This window comes from Pseudomonas mandelii, assembly GCF_900106065.1.
Lineage (GTDB): Bacteria > Pseudomonadota > Gammaproteobacteria > Pseudomonadales > Pseudomonadaceae > Aquipseudomonas > Aquipseudomonas mandelii.
Genome location: NZ_LT629796.1, coordinates 4,126,600 through 4,146,386, shown reverse-complemented (window position 1 = coordinate 4,146,386; position 19,787 = coordinate 4,126,600). Strand labels below are relative to the sequence as shown.

The 19,787-nt window shown below is 60.4% G+C and carries 18 protein-coding genes and 3 pseudogenes; 11 read left to right on the top strand and 10 right to left on the bottom strand.

From position 1 onward, the window contains the following. Positions 1-4 precede the first annotated feature (4 nt). The 9 genes and pseudogenes from BLU63_RS19205 to BLU63_RS19165 all read right to left on the bottom strand — a co-directional run. Positions 5-652: an ATP-binding cassette domain-containing protein gene (locus BLU63_RS19205; protein WP_057005330.1), complete on the bottom strand. Its 648-nt coding sequence runs from the start codon at positions 650-652 to the stop codon at positions 5-7. Continuing rightward, positions 649-1,443: an ABC transporter ATP-binding protein gene (locus BLU63_RS19200; protein ID WP_057005331.1), complete on the bottom strand. Its 795-nt coding sequence runs from the start codon at positions 1,441-1,443 to the stop codon at positions 649-651. Before BLU63_RS19200 ends, BLU63_RS19205 begins: the two co-directional genes overlap by 4 nt. Further along, positions 1,440-2,384: a branched-chain amino acid ABC transporter permease gene (locus tag BLU63_RS19195; RefSeq protein WP_057005332.1), complete on the bottom strand. Its 945-nt coding sequence runs from the start codon at positions 2,382-2,384 to the stop codon at positions 1,440-1,442. Before BLU63_RS19195 ends, BLU63_RS19200 begins: the two co-directional genes overlap by 4 nt. Further along, complete coding sequence (locus tag BLU63_RS19190) at positions 2,384-3,280, bottom strand: branched-chain amino acid ABC transporter permease (RefSeq protein WP_196765148.1); 897 nt, start codon at positions 3,278-3,280, stop codon at positions 2,384-2,386. The genes BLU63_RS19195 and BLU63_RS19190 overlap by 1 nt, the downstream gene beginning before the upstream one ends. Before the next feature lie 74 nt (positions 3,281-3,354). Then, positions 3,355-4,674, bottom strand: a complete 1,320-nt coding sequence (locus BLU63_RS19185) for an ABC transporter substrate-binding protein (RefSeq protein ID WP_057005334.1) — start codon at positions 4,672-4,674, stop codon at positions 3,355-3,357. Positions 4,675-4,704: 30 nt separating this feature from the next. Next, the gene (locus tag BLU63_RS19180; protein WP_057005335.1) at positions 4,705-6,036 is read right to left on the bottom strand and encodes an ABC transporter substrate-binding protein; all 1,332 of its coding nucleotides are present in this window, start codon (positions 6,034-6,036) and stop codon (positions 4,705-4,707) included. 270 nt (positions 6,037-6,306) lie between these two features. Then, entirely contained in the window at positions 6,307-7,656 is a 1,350-nt protein-coding gene (locus BLU63_RS19175; protein WP_057005336.1) for a sigma-54-dependent transcriptional regulator, read from the bottom strand. A gap of 17 nt (positions 7,657-7,673) precedes the next feature. Next, on the bottom strand, positions 7,674-9,380 hold the full coding sequence (locus BLU63_RS19170; RefSeq protein ID WP_057005337.1) for a sensor histidine kinase: 1,707 nt from the start codon (positions 9,378-9,380) through the stop codon (positions 7,674-7,676). A gap of 237 nt (positions 9,381-9,617) precedes the next feature. Continuing rightward, positions 9,618-9,799, bottom strand: a pseudogene (locus BLU63_RS19165) (integrase); the annotation flags it as partial. A 138-nt stretch (positions 9,800-9,937) separates the two neighbouring features. Between BLU63_RS19165 and BLU63_RS19160 the strand changes: the two are divergent. After that, positions 9,938-10,514 (top strand): annotated as a pseudogene (locus BLU63_RS19160) (Tn3 family transposase); the annotation flags it as partial. Positions 10,515-10,570: 56 nt separating this feature from the next. On the opposite strand, the pseudogene BLU63_RS19155 reads toward BLU63_RS19160, so the two are convergent. Then, positions 10,571-10,844 (bottom strand): annotated as a pseudogene (locus tag BLU63_RS19155) (IS481 family transposase); the annotation flags it as partial. Positions 10,845-11,104: 260 nt separating this feature from the next. On the opposite strand from BLU63_RS19155, the gene BLU63_RS19150 reads away from it, so the two are divergent. The 10 genes from BLU63_RS19150 to BLU63_RS19100 all read left to right on the top strand — a co-directional run bounded on the left by BLU63_RS19150 (position 11,105) and on the right by BLU63_RS19100 (position 19,675). After that, positions 11,105-12,010 (top strand): LysR family transcriptional regulator, encoded by a 906-nt coding sequence (locus BLU63_RS19150; RefSeq protein ID WP_057005340.1) that lies wholly within the window; start codon positions 11,105-11,107, stop codon positions 12,008-12,010. A gap of 483 nt (positions 12,011-12,493) precedes the next feature. Beyond that, positions 12,494-12,706 carry an AlpA family transcriptional regulator gene (locus BLU63_RS19145; protein ID WP_057005341.1) on the top strand — a complete coding sequence of 71 codons (213 nt, stop codon included), beginning with the start codon at positions 12,494-12,496 and terminating at the stop codon, positions 12,704-12,706. A 36-nt stretch (positions 12,707-12,742) separates the two neighbouring features. Beyond that, on the top strand, positions 12,743-13,606 hold the full coding sequence (locus tag BLU63_RS19140; protein WP_057005342.1) for a ParA family protein: 864 nt from the start codon (positions 12,743-12,745) through the stop codon (positions 13,604-13,606). Further along, positions 13,590-13,850, top strand: a complete 261-nt coding sequence (locus BLU63_RS19135) for a hypothetical protein (protein WP_019689285.1) — start codon at positions 13,590-13,592, stop codon at positions 13,848-13,850. Before BLU63_RS19140 ends, BLU63_RS19135 begins: the two co-directional genes overlap by 17 nt. Continuing rightward, positions 13,843-15,567, top strand: a complete 1,725-nt coding sequence (locus BLU63_RS19130; RefSeq protein ID WP_057005343.1) for a ParB family protein — start codon at positions 13,843-13,845, stop codon at positions 15,565-15,567. Before BLU63_RS19135 ends, BLU63_RS19130 begins: the two co-directional genes overlap by 8 nt. A gap of 11 nt (positions 15,568-15,578) precedes the next feature. Next, positions 15,579-16,139, top strand: coding sequence for a DUF2857 domain-containing protein (locus BLU63_RS19125; protein WP_057005382.1), 561 nt, complete (start codon positions 15,579-15,581; stop codon positions 16,137-16,139). After that, a complete protein-coding gene (locus tag BLU63_RS19120) occupies positions 16,139-17,326 on the top strand; it encodes an STY4528 family pathogenicity island replication protein (RefSeq protein WP_057005344.1) in 1,188 nt (395 codons plus the stop codon). Before BLU63_RS19125 ends, BLU63_RS19120 begins: the two co-directional genes overlap by 1 nt. A 617-nt stretch (positions 17,327-17,943) precedes the next feature. Continuing rightward, a complete protein-coding gene (locus tag BLU63_RS19110) occupies positions 17,944-18,771 on the top strand; it encodes a PFL_4669 family integrating conjugative element protein (protein ID WP_057005346.1) in 828 nt (275 codons plus the stop codon). Beyond that, complete coding sequence (locus BLU63_RS19105; RefSeq protein ID WP_057005347.1) at positions 18,768-19,283, top strand: DUF3158 family protein; 516 nt, start codon at positions 18,768-18,770, stop codon at positions 19,281-19,283. Before BLU63_RS19110 ends, BLU63_RS19105 begins: the two co-directional genes overlap by 4 nt. Beyond that, a complete protein-coding gene (locus tag BLU63_RS19100; RefSeq protein WP_019689279.1) occupies positions 19,280-19,675 on the top strand; it encodes a single-stranded DNA-binding protein in 396 nt (131 codons plus the stop codon). Before BLU63_RS19105 ends, BLU63_RS19100 begins: the two co-directional genes overlap by 4 nt. Positions 19,676-19,787 lie beyond the last annotated feature (112 nt).

The following is a 19,787-nucleotide window of genomic DNA, read 5'->3' as shown; positions in this document are numbered from 1 at the left end:
TGCCCTACCCTGCTGTCACGCTGCCGCGCTCGATGCGGAACAACGCATCGACCAGGTCGGCAGAGTGTGTGTCATCGGATTCGGAGATCAGCACGCACAGGCCTTCCTGGCCCAGTTTTGCGATCACCTCGCTCAAACGCCGGGACAACACCGGCGCCACACCCTCGAAAGGTTCGTCCAGAATCAGCAACTGGTTGCCCGGCATCAGCGCGCGGGCCAAAGCCACCAGCTTCTGCTGGCCACCGGACAACTGCATGGCCTTGCGGTCACGGAACTGGGCGATTTCCGGAATCAGACCGTAGACCCATTCCAGGCGCTGCTTGCTGTCGGCCAGTTTATTGGCCCACACCGGCAGCATGATGTTCTCTTCCACGGTCAGCGCCGGGATCAGGCGCCGGTCTTCCGGCAAGTAGCTGATACCCGTCGCCGCACGAGTAAAGGCCGGTTGCGCGCAGAGGTCCTGCCCATCGAAAAACATTTCGCCGGTGTCAGTGGGCAACAACCCCATGATGGCGCGGATCAAGGTGGTCTTGCCGGCGCCATTGTGGCCGATCAAGCCGACCATTTGCCCGGGGCCTACGTACAGCGACACGTCATTGAGGATCGGTATGCCTTCAATCGACACGTTGAGATTGCGAATTTCCAGGCTCATTTCACGGCCCTCCTTTGCGCCTTGTCGTGGGCCTTGTCGTGGGCTTTGGCGCCGCCGGTGACGAACTCCTGCACCCGAGCATTGGCCAACACCTCTTGCGGGGCGCCGTCGGCCAGGACTTCACCGCTGTAGAACGCAAGGATGCGCGACACATAGCGGCGTACCACGTCCATGTCATGTTCGACGAACAGCACGGTCACTTGATGTTCGGCGACTACCCGCATCACGGTGTCCATCAGCGCGGTTTTCTCTTCGGCGCTGACACCGCTGGTGGGCTCGTCGAGCAGCAACATCTGTGGGTCACCGATCAACGCCATGGCGATGTCGATGAGTTTGCGCACCCCTTGCGGCACCGCCGTGACCAGGGTGTCGCGCCATTGCGGTATGCCGAACTCTGCGAGAATGGCGTCGGCGCGGGCGATCCGTGCGGCGCTGCGCACGGGCGCCAGCAGCGCTGGAAACGGACTTTCTGCCGCCGCCACCGCGATCAGCAGGTTGTCCAGCACGCTCAATTGCGGGAACAGTTGGGCGACCTGGAACGAACGGGCCATGCCCGAGCGGGTAATCGCCCGTGGCGTGCGGCCAATGATCGACTGGTTATTGAAGAGGATCTCGCCCCGGCTCGGCTTCAAGTAACCCGTGACCATATTGATGAAGGTGGTCTTGCCGGCGCCGTTGGAGCCGATTACACCGACCACTTCCCCTTTGTTGATCCGCACATTGACGTCCTTGGCCGCAGTGACGGCGCCGAACTCTTTGCACAGGCCCTGGGTTTCGAGAATGCAGGTCATGCTTTGGCCCTCCTGGCGTTACCGGTAAATAGGCTCCACAAGCCCTTGGGCAGGAACACGATGATCGCCAACAAGGTGAAGCCCAGGATCATCTGCCAGCTATGGGGCACCAGTTCGATGGCGTAAGTGCGCACCACGGCAAACACTATGGCGGCGATAAAGGGGGCGGCCACGTGGGCGGTGCCGCCGAGCAAGGCGATGAACACGAACTCGCCGGAGGTGATCCAGTAGGCCATTTCCGGGTCGATATGCCCGGCGGACAGCGCCATGAAACCACCACCCAATGCCGATACCGCCGCGGCTGCGACGTAGTTCATGTACAGCACCCAGCGCGGGGACTGGCCGAGGTACTCGACCCGCACTTCGTTTTCACGGATGGCTTCGCACATCATCCCGGCGCTGCTGCGGCTGTAGCGATGCAGCAACACCGCCAGTACCGCCGAGCAGGCAATGATGATCATGAACAGCGCCAGCGGCCCCTGCCCGGAAGCCGGCGACCAGCCAAACAGTGTCCAGGCCTTGACGTTGAAGCCGTCGGTACTGCCCAGGGCCGAGCTTTTCACCAGCACGCCGTAGAGGATCATCGAGAACGCCAGCGATAGCATGGCAAAGAAAATCTCCCGATAGCGGGTCATCAGCAGACCCAGAATCATCGCCAGCAGCACCGCCGCGCCAACGCCGATCACCAACAGCAGGGCCAGGTCGCTGATGTTGAGGAAGTGCCCGCTCATGCCCACGGCGTAGCCACCGACACAGAAGAACAGGCCCTGACCAAAGGTCACCAGGCCGGCGCGCATCTGCATCACCACGCCTTGCACCACCATGGCCTTGGCCAGCGCCATGGTCAGCAGGAACACCAGCCATTGCGGGGCAATCCAGCCACCGGCGGCCAGTAACGCTGCAACCGCCAGTAGAATCAGTTCGGTTTTATCCAGGCGCATCAGATTTTCCTCGCAAGCACGCGGCCGAACAGGCCTTGCGGACGTACCGCCAGAACCAGCGCCATGACGCCGTAAATCACAAAGAGTTCGAATTCCGGCGCGTAGTGCACCGCCGCCGCACGGCTCAGTCCCACCAGCAAGGCGCCTACTGCCGCGCCTTCGATACTGCCCATGCCACCGATGACCACCACGGCGAAGGCCAGGACGATGATTTCCACGCCCATGCCCGGCACCACTGAAATCGCCGGAGCAGTCAAGGCACCAGCCAAGGTGCCGAGCATGGTGCCCAGCACAAAGACCAGGGTGAACATGCGCTTGACGTTCACGCCCATGGCCATGGCCACTTCGCGGTCGTGGATCACAGCCCGCAGGACCTTGCCCTGGTTGGTGCGTTCCAGCCACAGGTACAAGCCCAGCCCGAGCACCAGCGACACACCCACCAGCATCAGGTCGTAATTGGACACCTTCAATCCGGCCAGGGCGCTGCGGCCCATTTCGGCATAGGGTTGATAGGCGAAATAGGGGTTCACGCCCCAGATCATTTTCATGGTGTCTTCCAACACCAGCAGCAGCGCGTAGGTGATGATCACCATCAGCACTTCGTCGCGGCCGTACATGAACTTGAGCAGGCCGCGCTCGATAATCAGGCCGACGATCAGCCCAGCCACCAGGGCACAGCCAAGCATCAGCAGGTAACCGGCCCAGACTGGGCCGATGCCGTTATTGAAATACCAGCCCACCAGCGAGGCGGCGGTGTAGGCGCCAATGGCATAGAAGCTACCGTGGGCCATGTTCAGGATCCGCATGACCCCGTAGATCACCGTCAGCCCGGCCGCGACCAGAAACAGCCACGAGGCATAGATGGTGCCGTCAATCAGCACCGCGAAAAGACTCATCATAGAGGTCCTACCTTGGCAAAAAGGTGGCGGCGCCACAGGGCCGCCACTTCGGATCAATCAAGCGAGGTTGATCAGTTGCACTGGGCACCGGGGAAGCCAGCCTTGATCCACTCCAGAGCGGTGGTGCCGTCCGGTGGGGTCACGCACTCACCAGAGAAAGCGATGACGTTTTGCACGCTGCCTTTCTTACTGGCCTTGTCGTACTGGTACTCGCCATAGGAAATGCCCTGCATGGCCTGATGGCCGCCGGCGCGGGCCATTTGTACGGTGCCGGACACCGATTCAAAGGTCGCGCCCTTGAAGGCCTTGGCGATTTCCAGCGGCGCCGGGATCTTGCCCGATTCAACCTTGGCGTTTTCCGCCGCGTGCTTGAGTCCGAGAATGGCCTGGGCCATTTTGCTCGCGGGGTAAGTCGGCGCGGTGTTGTACGCGGTTTGGTACTTGTCCTTGAACCAGCGATTGAGTTCGTTATCCGGCGCGAACGCACCGAACGGGCCCCGACCGCCGATAATCATGCCGTTCGGCGCCTGGTCCTTGTAGCGGTCCAGGGCAGACTCGCCGCAGGTCAGCACGGCGGTGGCGTCTTCCAGCAGGCCACGGGCGTTGGCTTGCAACACCAGGGCTTCCATGTCGCCGCCCCAGAAGCTGGAGTGGATGATGTCCGGACGCTTGACCGACAGTGCGGAAATCTCCGCGCCGTATTGGCCCTGGAAGACCTTCGGCATCTGCGACTCGACCACCTTGGCCTTGGGCATCAACTGCTCCATGGAGTGGGTGAAGTCGTTCCAGCTGTCCTGGCCCCAGGCGTAGTTCTGCTGGATGCCGGCAACTTTCTGCGCGTCCGGGCGGGTCTTGGTCAGGTAACGGGCGGCGCCGATATTGTCCACGGCCGCATCGAGGCTGGTGCGGAACACGAATTGCGGGGTCTTGTCTTCGTTGAACAACTGGGAAGTGCCGCAATCGTAGAACACGGTCATGGCACCCAGTTCTTCGGCCACAGGCGCAATGGCCAAGCAGTCACCGGAAGAAATGTAGCCAACCACCGCATCAACCTTCTGGCGCTGCACCAGGTTACGGAACTCTTCGACCTGTTTGGCCGCGCCGCCCGCCTCGTCGATGATCACCACCTCGATTTCGGCACCGTTGATACCGATGGTGTTGTAAGGCACCGGGAGCTTGCCTTTGTTTAGCCCTTCCACCAGCACTTTGGCGGCGTTCGCGGAGGGCTCGCCGAACGGCCCGGCTGCTGGACCCGATAGAAAAGTCACCACGCCGATGCGGAACTTGCCGTTCTCGGCAGCCATGGCCGAGGAGCCCATGGACAGTGCCAAGCCAGCGGTAATGGCTAAGGTCAAAGGGTGTTTCAGTGCGCTTTTCTTATAGTTGTTCATCTGTGCTTCCACTGTCGATTAATGAGTTGACTAAGGACTCTCGGGACGGCTGTTTTTCGAGCCAGGGCTTTCAGCGGCCATGCGACGTTTGATGGTGGCGCTGCTTTGCTGCAGTTCCTGGGCGGAATACACCGCCCAATTGCCCAGCATGGCCTTGGCGGGCGGGTAGTCGTTGTTGAGTACCGGTGTGCCGATGGCCTGGGTCTGCTGGATCTGGTGGGTTTGTGGGTCGATCCGCGAGACAAACCCGGGCGGGTCTTCCGGCAGGGCGATCTCCAAACCCTCCAGGGCACGGATCAACGCCTGGGTGTCAGTGCTGCCCGCGGCTTTTTCGTAGGCTTTGGCCAGCACCATGACCCCGGTATAGGCGCCTTGGGCGGCGTAGGTCGGGTAGCGACCGTTCAAGGCCTGGAAGCGCTCGACAAAGGAGCGATTGCGCGGCGTGTCCGGCCAGTTGTTGTGGTGCCGCGCCGAGAGGATCAGCCCGGGCGGTGCTTTGTCGCCCAGGGACACCAGGAAATCGTAGTTGCCACCGGTGTCGAAGTTGGCTAGGCGCGACGTGGCGAACAATTGGGTGCCGGCCGCCTGCTTGACGAAGGCGTGGAAGTCACCGCCCCACAGGGCCGAGACAATGATGTCGGGCTTGGCTTGTTCCAGGGCGGCGATATAGGCCGAATAGTCAGGCTCATACAGGCGTGGCCAGAGCTCGGTGACGTCCTCAAACTTAACCCCCAGTTGGGCAAAGGCTTCGTGCAAGTCATCACGGGACACATGGCCGTATTCGTAATCCGGGCCGATGAACGCCAAGCGTTTCCAGCCGGTTTGTTGTTGCAGGGCTTGCAGGTAGCGGGCACCGGCGGCCATCGAGGTCCAGGTGTCATTGGTGACCCGGAAGTAGTACGGGTGGCCGTTTTCCAGGGGCATGCGCGAGGACGCATGGTCGGTGCCGATCATCAACACCTTCTCGCGCTTGGCCAACTGGCTGACCGCCAGGCCCACGCCGGACGAGACCATGCCGCACAGCACTTGCACACCGTCCTGGTGGATAAAGTTTTTAGCAAGGCCTACGCCGTAGGAAGCCTTGGACTGGTCGTCGTCGATAATCACCCGCAGGCGCGGCACTTGCTGGCCGGCCTCGCGCTGGGCCTGCAACTCGCCGAGGGCGAGCTGAATCCCGGCGATGCTGTCCTGGCCGTAGATCACTGCGCGCTCGGTCATCGGGTACAGGCAACCCATGGTCAGGTCCGCCTGGGAGGCGGCCGCGCCCAACTCCACGCGGCCGACCTGGGCTGAGGCAACAACGCTCAGCAGCAGACCGCCCAATGTGAGCGCGCAATGAAACCATGGTCGTGGCAGTGACATAGAAATCCTTTAGGGCGTTGGCAACGCCTCTTGTTAGTTAGCCAGAGGGATAGAGCAAAGGGTGTGCCAGGACGCTGGCACAGACGGATTTTCGTGTGAGCGAGCTGGCTCCGGGCGGCGTTCCTACGATGACGAAGTCACATTCATCGGGGATGTTGGCGGGAACAACACTATCGCGAGCAGGCTCGCTCTCACATGGGTATGCTGCTTTGAGCGGTGCCCACGTGGCGTTGAGCGCTTAGCGCTCAACCTGCGCGCGGTATTGAGCGGTTACCGCTCAGTGGAGCGATCCAGCCCCAGGCGTTGCAGGCGACGCTTGAGCGCGTGCCGGGAAATACCCAACAGGCCCGCTGCCAGACCTTTATGGCCCGATGCGCGGCTCAGAGCATCGGTGACCAGATCACGCTCGGCGCGCTCCAGTTGCTCGCCCAGCACCAGCGGCTCGACCTGCGGGCCTTGCAGCGGCGCTGGCAGCATCGCCACGGTGATCGCCTGCCCCGGCGAAAGAATAGTCAGGCGTTCTACCAGGTTCTTCAGCTCGCGTACGTTCCCGGGCCAGCGGTGACGGGCCAATGCCTGGGCGCTGTCCGGCAGGAAGCGGATCGGTTCTACCCCCTCCTCCACGGCCTGGCGCCGGGCAAAATGCTGGGCCAGCAACAGCACGTCTTCACCGCGTTCGCGCAGTGCCGGAATATCCAGGGTGATAACGTTCAGGCGATAGAACAGGTCTTCGCGAAACCGCCCCGATTGCACGTCATCGGCCAGATCCCGATTGGTCGCCGCGACTACTCGCACATCAGCGCTGCTCGCGGCACTGGCACCCACGGCACGGTAACTGCCGTTCTCCAGAAAATGCAGGAGTTTGGCTTGCAGCGCCAACGGCAGTTCGCCGATCTCATCGAGGAACAGGGTGCCGCCATTCGCCTGACTGACCAGCCCGGCACGCTTCTGGTGGGCACCGGTATACGCGCCCTTTTCCGAGCCAAACAACTCGGCCTCAATCAACTGCTCCGGCAACGCCGCGCAGTTGACCTCGATAAACGAATGCCCGCCCCGCCCGCTATGGTTGTGCAGGGCCTGGGCGACCAAGGTTTTGCCGGTGCCGGATTCGCCCAGCAGCAAAATCCGCGTCGCGGAACTACGGGCAATGCGCCCCACCGCTGCGTGCAAGGCGCCCATCGCCGGGCTGTGCCCAAGCAGCCCGGCGGCCAGTTCACCGCTGACCACCACTGTGGGCTCTTCGTGGTTGGCCAGCGACAGGGTGCTGGCGATGGTCGCCAGCAGGTCATCCAGTTCGAAAGGTTTGGTCAGGTAGTCGGTGGCGCCGCTTTTCACCGCCTGTACGGCGGCGCGGGTGTCGCCGTGAGCGGAAATCATGATCACCGGCAGTTGTACGTGACGCTGGCGTAAACCGTCCAAAGTGGCCATGCCATCGATGCCCGGCAGCCCGAGGTCAAGCAGCACGATGTCGATGTCGGTGGTGTTCCCCGCCAGCAATTCCAGTGCAGCCTCGCCGCTGCCGGCCGTGCTGATGCGCATGCCTTCGCCGCGCAGGGCATAGCTGAGGGAGCGCACCAGCGCCTCTTCGTCATCAACGATCAAAACGTGAATGTCAGACATCGGTGGTTTACTTCGCCTCATTCCCTGGGGGCGTGGGGAAAGTCCAGGATCACCTGAGTCCCTACGCCAAGCGTGCTGATAATGTCCATGCGCGCACCGTTGGCTTCCAGCAGTTGCTGACTGATGCTCAGCCCCAGCCCGGTGCCCCGCGCCTTGGAGGTAAAAAACGGTTGGCGGATGCGTTGCAAGTCCGCCTCGGAGATACCGCAACCCTGGTCAATGACCATGACCCGCACCTGCCCATCCCACGCCTGGGCACACAGGTGCACGGGGCTTTGGTTGTCGCAGGCCTGGAAGGCATTCAAACACAGGTTGAGCAGTATCTGGCGGATCTGATCCGGGTCGACGTACAACTGCAAGCCGGGTTCTGTCTTGCACAGCAATTGCAGGTCATTCGGCGCCACCAGCCGGGCGATCTGTTCGAACAACGGCGCCACGGCCACCACCTTGGGTTGAGCCGGGTGCGGCCTGCCGTATTCCAGCAGATCGCTGGTGACGTGGGACAGGCGGTCGATCTCCTTGCCCAGGTCGGTCAGCAAGTGGCGTCGTTCGGGCTCCTCCTCACGACGCAGCAAGGCTTGCACCGTGGTTTTCATGGTCGCCAGGGGATTGCGCACCTCATGGGCCACGCCGGTGGCAAAAGTCCCCAATACCGCCAGGTTTTCCGTGCGCACGGTGTTTTCCAGCACGTCGGCCAGGCGCGCGGCCATCACGTTGAATGCCCGCGCCACATGGCTGATTTCGTCGTCACGGGGCTGTTCGGCCAGGCGATAACTCAGGTCGCCCATGGACAACTGATGAGCGCCCTGCAACAAGGTGCTGACCCGCGAACGCAGCTGCCGGGACAGGGTAAAAAACACAACGAGGATAAACGCGATAAAACCGGCGGCCACCCAGTACAACCACCAACGCGCATCGTTCAACGGCTTGAGGATAGCCCCCGGCTGCACACTGAACACCAGTTGCCAGCCGGGGATGATCTGCGGGCCATCACGCCACTGCTTAGGCGCCTCGACCGCGCGCCCGGTGGGGTCGATAAAGGCACCGCTCGGCACCCGCAGCAACGGTGCAACCACCCCGCTCATCCCGGCACTGACCAGCAGCTCGGTCAGCGAAGCAAGGCGCAGGTGCAAGGCGATGCGCACGCGGTGATCGGTGCGGCCATTGCGGATCGTCTTGCGGATCAAAAAGCCACCGGAGCGCCCGGGTTCGGCGAGCAACGGCCCAATCACCTCGATGTCACCCACCCACTGGATCGGCAGACCGGCGATGGACCAATGAGTGTTGGTCCAATAGGGCTCGCCGGAGGCGGCTTGCCCCGGCAGCACATTGATCAAGAGGTCGTGCTCATCGAAAAACAGCACGCCATAGAGGAACGGTAAGTCCGCTTCGAGCTTGAGCAATGAGTCCACGTCACTGCCAGGGCCAGACTGATCGGCGATAAACCCCGGCATGTTCGGGTGATTGGACAATGCCGAGAGCTGGTAGAAACGGTCATCGAGAAACGACGACAAGCGGTTGGCCGTGGACAGCGCCTGGGCGTCCAGACGTTCACCGGTCAGGCGATTGAGCAAATCCTTGGCCAATTGCTCATAGAGCACCGCCAGCGTGATGAGGGCAATGCCCATCACCAATACGGACAGCAAGGTATAGCGCGCCACCAGGCTGCGGTGCGGCCGGGCGAGCCACTTGCGTAGCCCGCAGAAGTAAGCAGTGCGGTTCATGGCTTTTTTGATTATTTTTTATAAAGTCGCCGCCAGCATAGGGATGACAACTTGTACCTGTCTATTAGCATAAGCATCTGCGCCCATCATACGGCCACTATTGAATTCTGTAGCCGCTGCCGAGGCACGAGGCTGCGAACGGTCCTGAAGGGGCCGCAGCAGGTCCGAAACCTGCGTTGCCTTCAGGATTTTTACGACCGCTTCGCGCCCGATCGCAGCCTCGTGCCTCGGCAGCGGCTAGAGGTCAAAGCGATCAATGGCCCTGCGCCTTTCGTTATCGTCGCACACGTCGTAGCTGGCGGTGGTCTGGATATTGGTGTGATGGGCCAGTTTTTGGGCGATCGACAGATCATGTTCTTCGATCACCCGGGTAATGAATGAGCGCCGGAAGTCATGGGCATGATCTTCACCCCGACTTGCGTTTTGTTTGCGTGAAATGACGATCCATAAAAAGCCAAGTAAATCATGCCATTACAGGTCTAATGTCCTAATTTTTCCTTATCTCGGCATGATCCCATCCACACGTAACTGAGCATTCGCATCGCCGGCGGCAGCCTTACCCGACGCTGCGCCCAATGATCGGCGGCACGCTGAACATCAAGCACATCCGTGCCCACTGGGACGAGATTCTGCGTCTGGCCACGTCGATCAAGCTGGGTACTGTCACTGCCTCATTGGTGCTGCGCAAGCTTGGCAGCTATCCACGCCAGAACGGCCTGGCCGTGGCCCTGCGGGAGCTGGGCCGGATCGAGCGCACTCTGTTTATCTTGGACTGGCTGCAAAGTGTCGAGCTACGCAGCCGTGTGCATGCAGGACTCAACAAGGGCGAAGCACGCAATGCCCTCCGCCAGGGCGGTGTTCTTCAACCGCCTAGGTGAAATCAGGGATCGGAGCTTCGAGCAGCAGCGCTACCGGGACAGCGGACTGAACCTGGTGACCGCTGCTATTGTGCTGTGGAACACGGTCTACCTGGAACGCGCAACCCAAGGGCTGACTGACACCGGAAAACCGGTGAATACCGACCTGTATCAATACCTATCGCCGTTGGGCTGGGAGCACATCAACCTGACCGGCGACTACGTCTGGCGGCAGAGTCGCAAGCTGGAAGAGGGGAAATTCAGGCCGCTACGGTAAGTCGGAAAACCTTAGCGTACGATTTTTTCCGAATTCTGTAGGCTCCCCTTGTAGGTGCGTACCAGGTAACGCATCAGCCATTCGTTGACTTGCGCTTCAGTTTCCGGCTTGTGGAAGTGATACAGCGTTTCGTGGGCTTCCTTCACTGTGCGAAATGGCCGCTCAACCTTGCCCTTCGAGCGGGTCGTAGTGCGTGTGCCATCCTTGCCTGCCGGCGGGAATGTGCGTCTGCCACTCGATGTCCAGTGCCTGCATGACGTTCTGGAAGACGCGGCGCTTGGCCACCGGGCCATTGTCCAGGTAGATCATCTTCGGGCGGCCTTGGAGCGGAAAGCTGGGGTCGGCCTTCGGTGATCTGACCCCGAAATGTTGGACATCAACATTGGGGGGCACGTAGAGACGCCGGTAGGATCAACACTTCAGTTCAGGAAGCAGTCACACGGTTGCGACCTGTACGTGTCAGCTTCGGCTGCGTCAAAACTTGTGGACTGAATCACACAGCAGCTCACCGAAACCACTACCCGTGCGCGAATAACAGGGCACTGCTCGCGGTCAAAGCACAGGTCAACAACCAACAAGGAAGATGCACCATGAGGATACGTCACCTGCGCTATTTCCTGATCGTCGCTGAAGAGCAAAGCTTTGCTCGTGCGGCGGCCAGAGTTCACATCGAACCTTCCCCGTTGTCCAGAGCCATAAGAGATCTTGAGTCCTATCTCGGTGTCCGACTGCTCCATCGCACCAAGGGGCGTATACAGCTGACTTGGCCAGGGGAGGTTTTCCGTGAGGAGGCGCGCCGCGTCCTTGCCTTCATGGATAACGCCCTGACGCGCGTGCAATCGGCCTCCCAGGGCTATCGTGGCCGGGTACGTATAGCCATCGCCGATAGCCTGGCTCAGCCTCGGCTGACACAGCTGCTGGCTCGATGCCGTGAAGAGGAACCTGCCACCGAGATTCGGATCGTGGAAATGACCGTCAACGAGATGCATAAGGCTCTTGCCCATGACGAGATAGATGCGGGTTTCACTGTCGACAGCACAGTCGCCACCAATGGCTTCACAAAGTTAAGGGTGTGGGTCGAACGCCCTGCCATCGCTATTCCCACTCACCATCCGCTGCTTTCCCTGGATAAAGTGCCTCTTGGGGAAGCACTCCGCTACCCGTTGATTCTTTGCCATCCTGAACGTTGCGCCGGAGGACACAACGTCATTAATCATTGGTTTGAGGACGATTCGTTGCCCTCCCCCAATATTGCTGAACATGTTTCTGGTCATGAGCCAATGATGATGCTGGTGGCCGCTGGCTATGGCATTGGTATCGGGTTGGAATCGCAGCTTTCCATTTACAACCACCCTGACGTCATTGTTCGGCCGGTTATCGACGCTATCCCCGACACGGCAACATTCATCGTTGTACCGGAGAGGCCAATTTCAGCAGAGCTGGAACGCTTCATTAAAAGAGCGCAACACATCGGGGGCAGCATGACCAATGAGTGACGATGATCATTCCATGCTCAGCACTGGGCTCTCACATTAAGTTCCATACATTTTTGTCTGGTGCAAGTCTCAAATATCCCCTTCATCATCGCGAGATAAAGGGGGCGGCCATTGAATTCAGTTGGGGAGGCGCCTGCTCATGCACAAGCGTTGGAGCTGGTAGCGCTTGTCAATCGCACCCCGCCATTAATGACCGACTTTTTTTGTCGTCTAGATGACGAAAAATGCCGTATTCAGTTGCTACTAAATTGAACAACGAGCCAACGCCCGACGGACTATTTATCAAAACGCTGAACCTTTTAATAGTGTCAGTTCCACGGATAGCGTTGGCCGCAATGCTTCGCCTCGCAGCCTTAGCTTCAATGACGAAGCAATGAATACGATGGTCAGCACAATCCTATTGTTTGATGTGCTCCAGTGGTGACATCGATTCAATACGGGTCACGCCCAACACGTGCCACTGAGCATTAAGGAGTGACCATTATGTCTGAACAGAACTCGGCTCCGATTGCGGAGCGACGCATTCTCCGCCGGCCTGAAGTCGAGGCCAAGACAGGCTTCAAACGTGCCTATCTTTACAGCCTCATGAAGGCGGGACAATTCCCCAAAGCCATAAAACTTGGCGTCCGTGCCGTTGGCTGGGACTCCACTGAGATCGACCAGTGGATCACTGACCGCCTTAAAGAACGCGCCTGACTGAGCTCCCCATTCCTTGCCAAAGAGGAGCACGTCATGCAGGTGATTTCTGTTATCTCGACCAAAGGCGGTGTAGGAAAAACCACCGTAGCCGCGAACCTCGGCGGCTTTATCGCCGATGCCGGCCTAAGGGTTCTGCTGCTTGATCTTGATATGCAGCCGACGCTGTCATCCTACTACGAGCTTGCCCGTCGCGCTCCATGCGGGATCTATGAGCTGCTGGCATTCAACGAGCGCGACATTGCGCGCCTGGTATCGCGCACCGTCATAGACCGGCTGGACGTGATTCTGTCCAATGACGCGCATCGGCAGTTGAACACCCTCTTGCTGCATGCCCCGGATGGGCGGCTTCGACTGCGGCACCTGCTACCGGTGTTTCAGCCGCACTACGACCTGGTGCTACTCGATACTCAAGGCGCTCGCAGTGTGCTGCTCGAGATGGCCGTGCTGGCGTCCGAACAGGCGGTCTCGCCCGTCACCCCCGAAATCCTCGCCGCGCGTGAAATGCGCCGAGGCACTCTGCAGCTCATCGAAGACATCGCCCCCTATAGGCATCTGGGCATTAACCCGCCACACCTTCATCTCCTGCTCAACCGCGTACCTGCTGTGTCAGCCAATGCAAAGCTGATCCAGCAGACACTGCGTTTGATCTACCGAGATCAGGAAGGGGTTCACGTCCTGCGTACCGAGATTCCTGCAATCGAGGCATTTCCCCGAGCGGCAACGCGTGGTTTGCCGGTCCACCGGGTTGAGCACCGACGGCCCACTGGCCGAGTCGCGGCAGCCGCACTGGACATTGTCCGCGGGCTGGCCAGCGAACTGTGCCCGCAATGGCAGGAACAGTTCGCTCTGGTCACCGGGAAGTTTGAGGGAAGACATTCTCATGTTGAACGCCCATGAACTGGCCCGTGGCCACAAGCGACTACTGCCACTGATTGAACATGCCCTGAGCGAGGGTTGGAATGTCTCCCGAACACCTGGCGGGCACCTGAAATTCGTCAAGCCGGGCTTACCGCCGATTTATACCAGCGCGACAGCCAGCGATCACCGGGCAGAACGCAATGCGCGCGCCATGCTGCGGCGCGCACAACGTCACGCCACAGTGGTCGAGCACCCCGATCAAGAGGGAGCCGACCATGACTGATGTCTCCCCAGAAGACATCGCCAGCAAGCTCCTGAGCGATGGTTTCACACGCAACGGCCCGGTAGCGAGTTCGATGAGCGATCCGATCGCCGACACGCCAATGGTGGTGACGCTGGACCAGTTACGCTCCTATGAGCTCGATCCGAGGCTGACGCGCAATCCGCTGTACGAGGAGATCAAAGCGTCCATCCGCCAGCGTGGGCTGGATGCCCCGCCGCCGATCACCCGACGCCCTGGTGCCGATCACTACATCATCCGTAACGGCGGCAACACGCGCCTGGCGATACTGCGCGATCTTTGGAGTGAGAGCAAAGACGAGCGATTCTTCCGTATCGGCTGCCTGTTCCGCCCATGGCCGGAGCGTGGCGAGATCGTTGCCCTGACGGGACATTTGGTCGAGAACGAACTTCACGGCGGCCTGTCGTTCATCGAACGTGCCCTGGGCATCGAAAAAGTCCGTGAGCTCTATGAGCAAGAGGATGGTAAATCGCTGTCGCAATCAGAGCTTGCCCGACGCCTCAAGGCTGATGGCTACCCCGTGCCCCAACCCCACATCAGCCGCATGCAGGAGGCGATCCAGTTCCTGCTGCCAGCGATACCGAACGTGCTCTATGCCGGCCTCGGACGCCCCCAAGTCGAGCAACTGACCAGCCTGCGTAGGGCCGGTTCCCGGATCTGGGATGCGCGCATGACCAGAAACAGTGCGAGCATTGATTTTGCGACGCTGTTCCAGGACGTCCTGATGGTATTTGACTCCCCAGGGAGCTTTGCGGCGCAGCGAGTACAGGATGAGCTGATCGGTCAAATGGCCGATTTGCTCGGGGTGGACTATGACACGCTGGCATTCGAGATCACCGATTCCGAGAAGCGCTGGCAACTGCTGAATAGTGACCCCAACAACACGTCCAGCACGGCGACTACCGGACAGGCACCCACGAGCCAGCCAACATTGCCATCGACGGTCGCACCGCCGCCGTCAGCATCCACACCGCGGACGACGGAGACATCCAGAACATCTGCAAGCGAGCCCCATACGCTCCAAGGTGGATCTGCAACACGTCCTCCGGCCGACGCGGTTGAGGATCAACAGGACAAGGACGATCGCTCGGTCTTGTTTCAGGAACATATCGTTTCGCCGGCCGAGACCACCGATCGCCTGCAGTCGATCCAGCGACTGGTGGCTGACCACACCGGCGAGACACCACCTGATTTCGGAACAAACGTCCTGCAGGCCATCCCTGTCCAGGCTGGAGGTCTCTATCCGATCTCGGATGTCTGGTACATCGACCCCAGCCTCGATACACCCGATCGGCTGCGTATCCACATCGCTCAATTCGCGCGTGAGATCGCCAACGAAGCGGGTCTGGATGATGGCATCGTCGCCTGCAACGAGGGCATCGGCTTCACGTGCGCACGAGCGTTTGGCGAGTTGGACACGCCATCAAATCTCCCGCGCTCGTTACTGTCACTGCTGCATGCCTTGAGCGCCCCCTATCAGCCGGTCGGCAGTTTGCCTGTACGCATCAACACAGCACAACTGGCCGAGGACCTGGGCGCTCTTTTACTGGGGCAGGTGCGTACGCCCTCATCACAGCAGGTCGTGCGTCTGAGCGACAGTGGGCTGGTGAAGCTTTTCCGCTTGTTGAGGCTTGCCAGGCGATTGCTGGACATCGAGGCCGGCATCACTGATGGCGACACCGCCATGCACGGATCATGAGGACGGCCGCCATGCCCGACCCCCATCCGCTCAATCAGGCAGTGATCGCGCAAGCGCTCCACGATTTGCGCAACGGCCAGCTACGCCGGGCAAAATCCATGGGGTTCGACGACACGGCGCTGGAGGCACTCAAGCACCCGGCCATGGCCAGTCTCCTGGCCAACGCAACCGTTAAATGGTGCTCAGTGAGCGTGAACAAGGAGGTGCTGCATCATCTCTTGAGCCAGGTGAATGATGTCACCCGGGAGATTGAAGAAATCGATCGGCTTCTGCGGCTGGGAGCGAGTACGGAGCTCATCAGCAAGTTCTACGGCTTGACCCACCAGGAAATCGCCCTCAGGCGCGACGTCATCGGGCTACCGAAACGCAAGGGCCGGCATCCGGTCCTGTCAGAAGAACAGGACGCTGATCTCTGGCATCGCTGGTCAGCGACCGTCAAAGAACGTGGCACCGAGTTGAACGACGACATGGCAATGCTTGCGATTACAGCCGATCTTGCCGAATGCACGGGCCTGCCCATCTCAGTGATCTGGAGCGCTATCCGAGGGTGGATTGATGAAGGGCTGGTCTGATGGGCAGTCCACGTCATTCACGCGGCCCCGTATCGCTGGGGGAGCTGTTCGACCAGGCACTGCAGCACATGCAACCTCCCCCGGACACAACACCGGCGCCGACTCCGGCACCCCCTCCCTCTGATGGATTCATCTTCAGCGGCAACCGCCATGACAGCGTGCCCCGTGCATTGCTGCTGGATAACCGGCTGACCCCGCTTGAACGAAATGCCTGGCAGGTCTTTCGTCTGCTGCTCAACGACGATGGGGTCACCGCCTTCCCCACCTACGATCAGCTCTGCCCCTATCTGGCCTCAATGCCGTGCACGGCTCGTGCGTCCCATGAGACCGTCGCGCGGGCGCTAACGTTGCTGCGCCTGACGCGCTGGATCAGTCTGGTGAGGCGCCGTCGTGATCCGAAAACAGGACGAATACAGGGCAATCTCTATGTGCTGCACGACGAGCCCCTGACGCCCTATGAAGCCATTCAGCTCGACCCGGATTATTTGGGTCTGGTCAGCCAGGCATTGAATCACGCCAGCAAGTCCGTCCAGCGTGTCGGTGTGCACACGCTCAAAGAAATGGCCGACGACCCGCTGCTCAGCGGGCGAATACTGCCAAGCAGGCTTCAGGTGCTGTCGCAGCGATTGGCTGCGCAAGGCTGGACCGAAGAGCAAAGTTATCCACAACCTGGGGATGACCACGAATCCGAAGAAGGTCCCAAAGACTTACTTCGGAATCCTACCCCCCCGACTTCGGAATCCGAAGCAGGCGTAAAACCCAGTAAAACCGACTCACTTCGGAATCCGAAGACCGATAGTACTGTACGTAAAGAAAAAGAATTAAAAGAAGTACGTACAGTACCGCGCGAGCGGGGAAAACTTCGCCTACCCGAACGCTTCCTGTCACTCAAAGCAGAGCAGCAATCAGGCGCGCTGACCGCACTGCAGCCTGTGGATGCCGAGTTGCACCAAGCCATCCTCGACGAATGGGATGCACGTTGTCGGGCAAGCTCAGTGCGCAACCCTGCGGGCTACCTGTTTGGCATCATTCAGAAGGCCATGAAGGGTGAGTTTCACGCCTGGGTCGGTCAGAAGACAGCCAGCCCCCCGGTAAGCCAGCCCCCACAGCCACCGCCAACGCAGGCTGTCGACCCTGAAGTCGCCCGAAAGAACATCGCACGGCTGCGCTCTCTGCTGGGTAGGTGAAAGCAGCACCCACGGGGCATCAATGGCGTTTTGCCAATGCTCAACATCAGGGTTTGTCCTATACCTCTGCCAGCAAGTCCAACGACGTCCATGATCGCCTATACCACTGGTATAGTTGAACACACTGCCTTCCCTTCAATGCATCACCTCCAGCCGCAGAGTCATTCGCCTGAAGAGTCCACCGAAGGCCACCGTCGCCTATACCACTGGTATAGTTGAACAGGCTGCCTTCCCTGCAACGCATCATCTCCAGCCTCAGGTCATCCGCCTGAAGAGTCCACCGAAGGCCACCGTCGCCTATACCACTGGTATAGTTGAACAGACTGCGTTCCTTGCAATGCATCACCTCCAGCCCCGGGGTCATCCGCCTGAAGCGTCCACTGAAGGCCACCGTCGCCTATACCACTGGTATAGTTGAACAGGCTGCCTTCCGGCAACGGTGGCGGGCAACGGACGCAGAATGCCTCACGCCACCCTCTCATCCGCAGGGAGGTGCAAGATTCCACTGCGGCAGTGCGAATTCACAAACAGGCGGTCATGCGGTGCGGTTTGATGACTGACACCCTTCCGGTCAATGCCGATGCTGGCGACTCGTTTCCTCACCGAGAGTCGTCACGATGGCCACCGAACCCGAATCTTCTCTGCAGTTGAACCTTGGGTCATTGCGCAGCGCGATGTCGCTGACACTGCACACCCATCATGCGTCCCGCATCTGGCACGGACGCGCGCCCTCCGAAGGCAAGCCGGGCATTGTTGGCCTCAACGGTTTTGTCGCCATCATGACCAAGCTCAAGCGAGGTTCTGAGCAAGACGACCCCTACTCCGACTGGTGGATGCTGCGCATCGAAGACAAGCTCAGCACCACCAAGGCACAACTCCAGACCCTGCGCGAACAGGTTGATCAGGCGCTGGCCGATGTGCCGGCGGCACTCAGTCTGGGCGAGAACCTCAACGTCCAGCCGGTAAAGCTACCCCTGTTCGTGGCCTCGCAACTCGGCTTCATGGCGGTCTATCTGCTGGCCGACTACGACGACCTGGCCCGGCGCCTGATCCTGGCGCATCACACGGCCCTGATCGACCGCAGCACCCTGGAACGCTGGCTCAATGAAGGCGCACATGCGCTGCGCAGCCTTTTCAGCCTGGCGCAGCAGTATCGCTACTCCGGTACGAAGCGCGATGATTTCGCCGCAAACAACGCGGCGGCGCGTGCCGCCCTGGAGAAATACGGTGAACTGCCGCAGGACGTGCTGGAAGGCACGCGCCGTTCACGCTTTGCGCCACCGCTCATCCGTCGTGCCCCTTTTGCATCGGCGCCAACTCCGTCAACAACTTCCGATATTGCGCCAGCCGGTGAACCCGACGCGGCTGAGCCAGCCGTATCTGCAGGGGGACCTCTGGGCGAAGACTCTTCCGTGTCGTTGGACCGCGAGGACCACCCAGCATGACCGCATCCAACCGCTTCTTGGCACTGGAACAGGCGGACTTCCAGCGGCTGGAACACGCAGGCTACCTAAAAGGCCTTTTAAAACCTTTTAAAGGTAATGGGGAGCTTGCGACCTGGGCCAGCCAGTGCAAAGCACTGCGGGACGATCTGATCGGACTGGCGCAGCGCAAGGTGCTGTCGCAGGCCCGCAGCCACCCCTTCAACCTCCTTCCTGTGCAACTGGCCCAGCAAACCACTGGCGCAGGCACGACCTTTCTGCGCTGGCGCAACCTTGATCGCTCACGCATGGGTACGGCTTTGTGGGAGGAGCTGCTTGCCAGCCCCGGCACACCGACATCGCTGATCGATGACCTCTACACCATCGAGGTGCAGCGCATCGTGCTGAACCTGCAGATCAGCCTCACTCACAGCATCGCCCGCCAAACCTCGGAATGCGCCAGCAAGTTGGTCCACGCCGAGGGGGCTTACCAACGGCGTGTCCACGCCACCACCCCCAAGGAGTCACACCCATGAGCACGCATTTCTACGGCGAGGGCAACATCGGTTCTGCGCCAGAATTCCGCGAGTTTCCGAACGGCAACAATGAGCCGCGCAGGCTGCTGCGCCTGAATGTCTATTTCGACAACCCCGTGCCTACCAAGGAGGGCTTTGAAGATCGCGGTGGGTTCTGGGCGCCGGTCGAGATCTGGCATCGCGACGCCGAGCGCTGGGCCGCGCTGTACCAGAAGGGCATGCGCGTCTTGGTCGAAGGTCGGGCGGTGAAAGACGATTGGGAGGATGCGGACGAAAACGAGCGCGTGACCTTCAAGATCGAAGCGCGTCGCGCTGGCATCCTGCCTTATCGCATTGAGTCTGTCGTGCTCGGGGCCAAGCCCGCGGCAGCGGAGCCAGCCGAGAACGAGTGATCATTCCCGCCCTGCGTGCACCTTTCCCGCTGAGCGATTGCGCCAACCACCAGTCGCTCACCGGGCAACAGTCAGCGTCCATGGCGTTCCACTGAGATCCACCGCTCGCGGC

Coding starts and splice junctions, on each gene's coding strand:
- BLU63_RS19150 (WP_057005340.1), top strand. CDS start 11,105: ATGAGGATACGTCACCTGCGCTATTTCCTGATCGTCGCTGAAGAGCAA.
- BLU63_RS19125 (WP_057005382.1), top strand. CDS start 15,579: ATGCCCGACCCCCATCCGCTCAATCAGGCAGTGATCGCGCAAGCGCTC.
- BLU63_RS19110 (WP_057005346.1), top strand. CDS start 17,944: ATGGCCACCGAACCCGAATCTTCTCTGCAGTTGAACCTTGGGTCATTG.
- BLU63_RS19120 (WP_057005344.1), top strand. CDS start 16,139: ATGGGCAGTCCACGTCATTCACGCGGCCCCGTATCGCTGGGGGAGCTG.
- BLU63_RS19195 (WP_057005332.1), bottom strand. CDS start 2,384: ATGCGCCTGGATAAAACCGAACTGATTCTACTGGCGGTTGCAGCGTTA.
- BLU63_RS19105 (WP_057005347.1), top strand. CDS start 18,768: ATGACCGCATCCAACCGCTTCTTGGCACTGGAACAGGCGGACTTCCAG.
- BLU63_RS19180 (WP_057005335.1), bottom strand. CDS start 6,036: ATGTCACTGCCACGACCATGGTTTCATTGCGCGCTCACATTGGGCGGT.
- BLU63_RS19200 (WP_057005331.1), bottom strand. CDS start 1,443: ATGACCTGCATTCTCGAAACCCAGGGCCTGTGCAAAGAGTTCGGCGCC.
- BLU63_RS19190 (WP_196765148.1), bottom strand. CDS start 3,280: ATGAGTCTTTTCGCGGTGCTGATTGACGGCACCATCTATGCCTCGTGG.
- BLU63_RS19205 (WP_057005330.1), bottom strand. CDS start 652: ATGAGCCTGGAAATTCGCAATCTCAACGTGTCGATTGAAGGCATACCG.
- BLU63_RS19100 (WP_019689279.1), top strand. CDS start 19,280: ATGAGCACGCATTTCTACGGCGAGGGCAACATCGGTTCTGCGCCAGAA.
- BLU63_RS19170 (WP_057005337.1), bottom strand. CDS start 9,380: ATGAACCGCACTGCTTACTTCTGCGGGCTACGCAAGTGGCTCGCCCGG.
- BLU63_RS19140 (WP_057005342.1), top strand. CDS start 12,743: ATGCAGGTGATTTCTGTTATCTCGACCAAAGGCGGTGTAGGAAAAACC.
- BLU63_RS19185 (WP_057005334.1), bottom strand. CDS start 4,674: ATGAACAACTATAAGAAAAGCGCACTGAAACACCCTTTGACCTTAGCC.
- BLU63_RS19145 (WP_057005341.1), top strand. CDS start 12,494: ATGTCTGAACAGAACTCGGCTCCGATTGCGGAGCGACGCATTCTCCGC.
- BLU63_RS19130 (WP_057005343.1), top strand. CDS start 13,843: ATGACTGATGTCTCCCCAGAAGACATCGCCAGCAAGCTCCTGAGCGAT.
- BLU63_RS19135 (WP_019689285.1), top strand. CDS start 13,590: ATGTTGAACGCCCATGAACTGGCCCGTGGCCACAAGCGACTACTGCCA.
- BLU63_RS19175 (WP_057005336.1), bottom strand. CDS start 7,656: ATGTCTGACATTCACGTTTTGATCGTTGATGACGAAGAGGCGCTGGTG.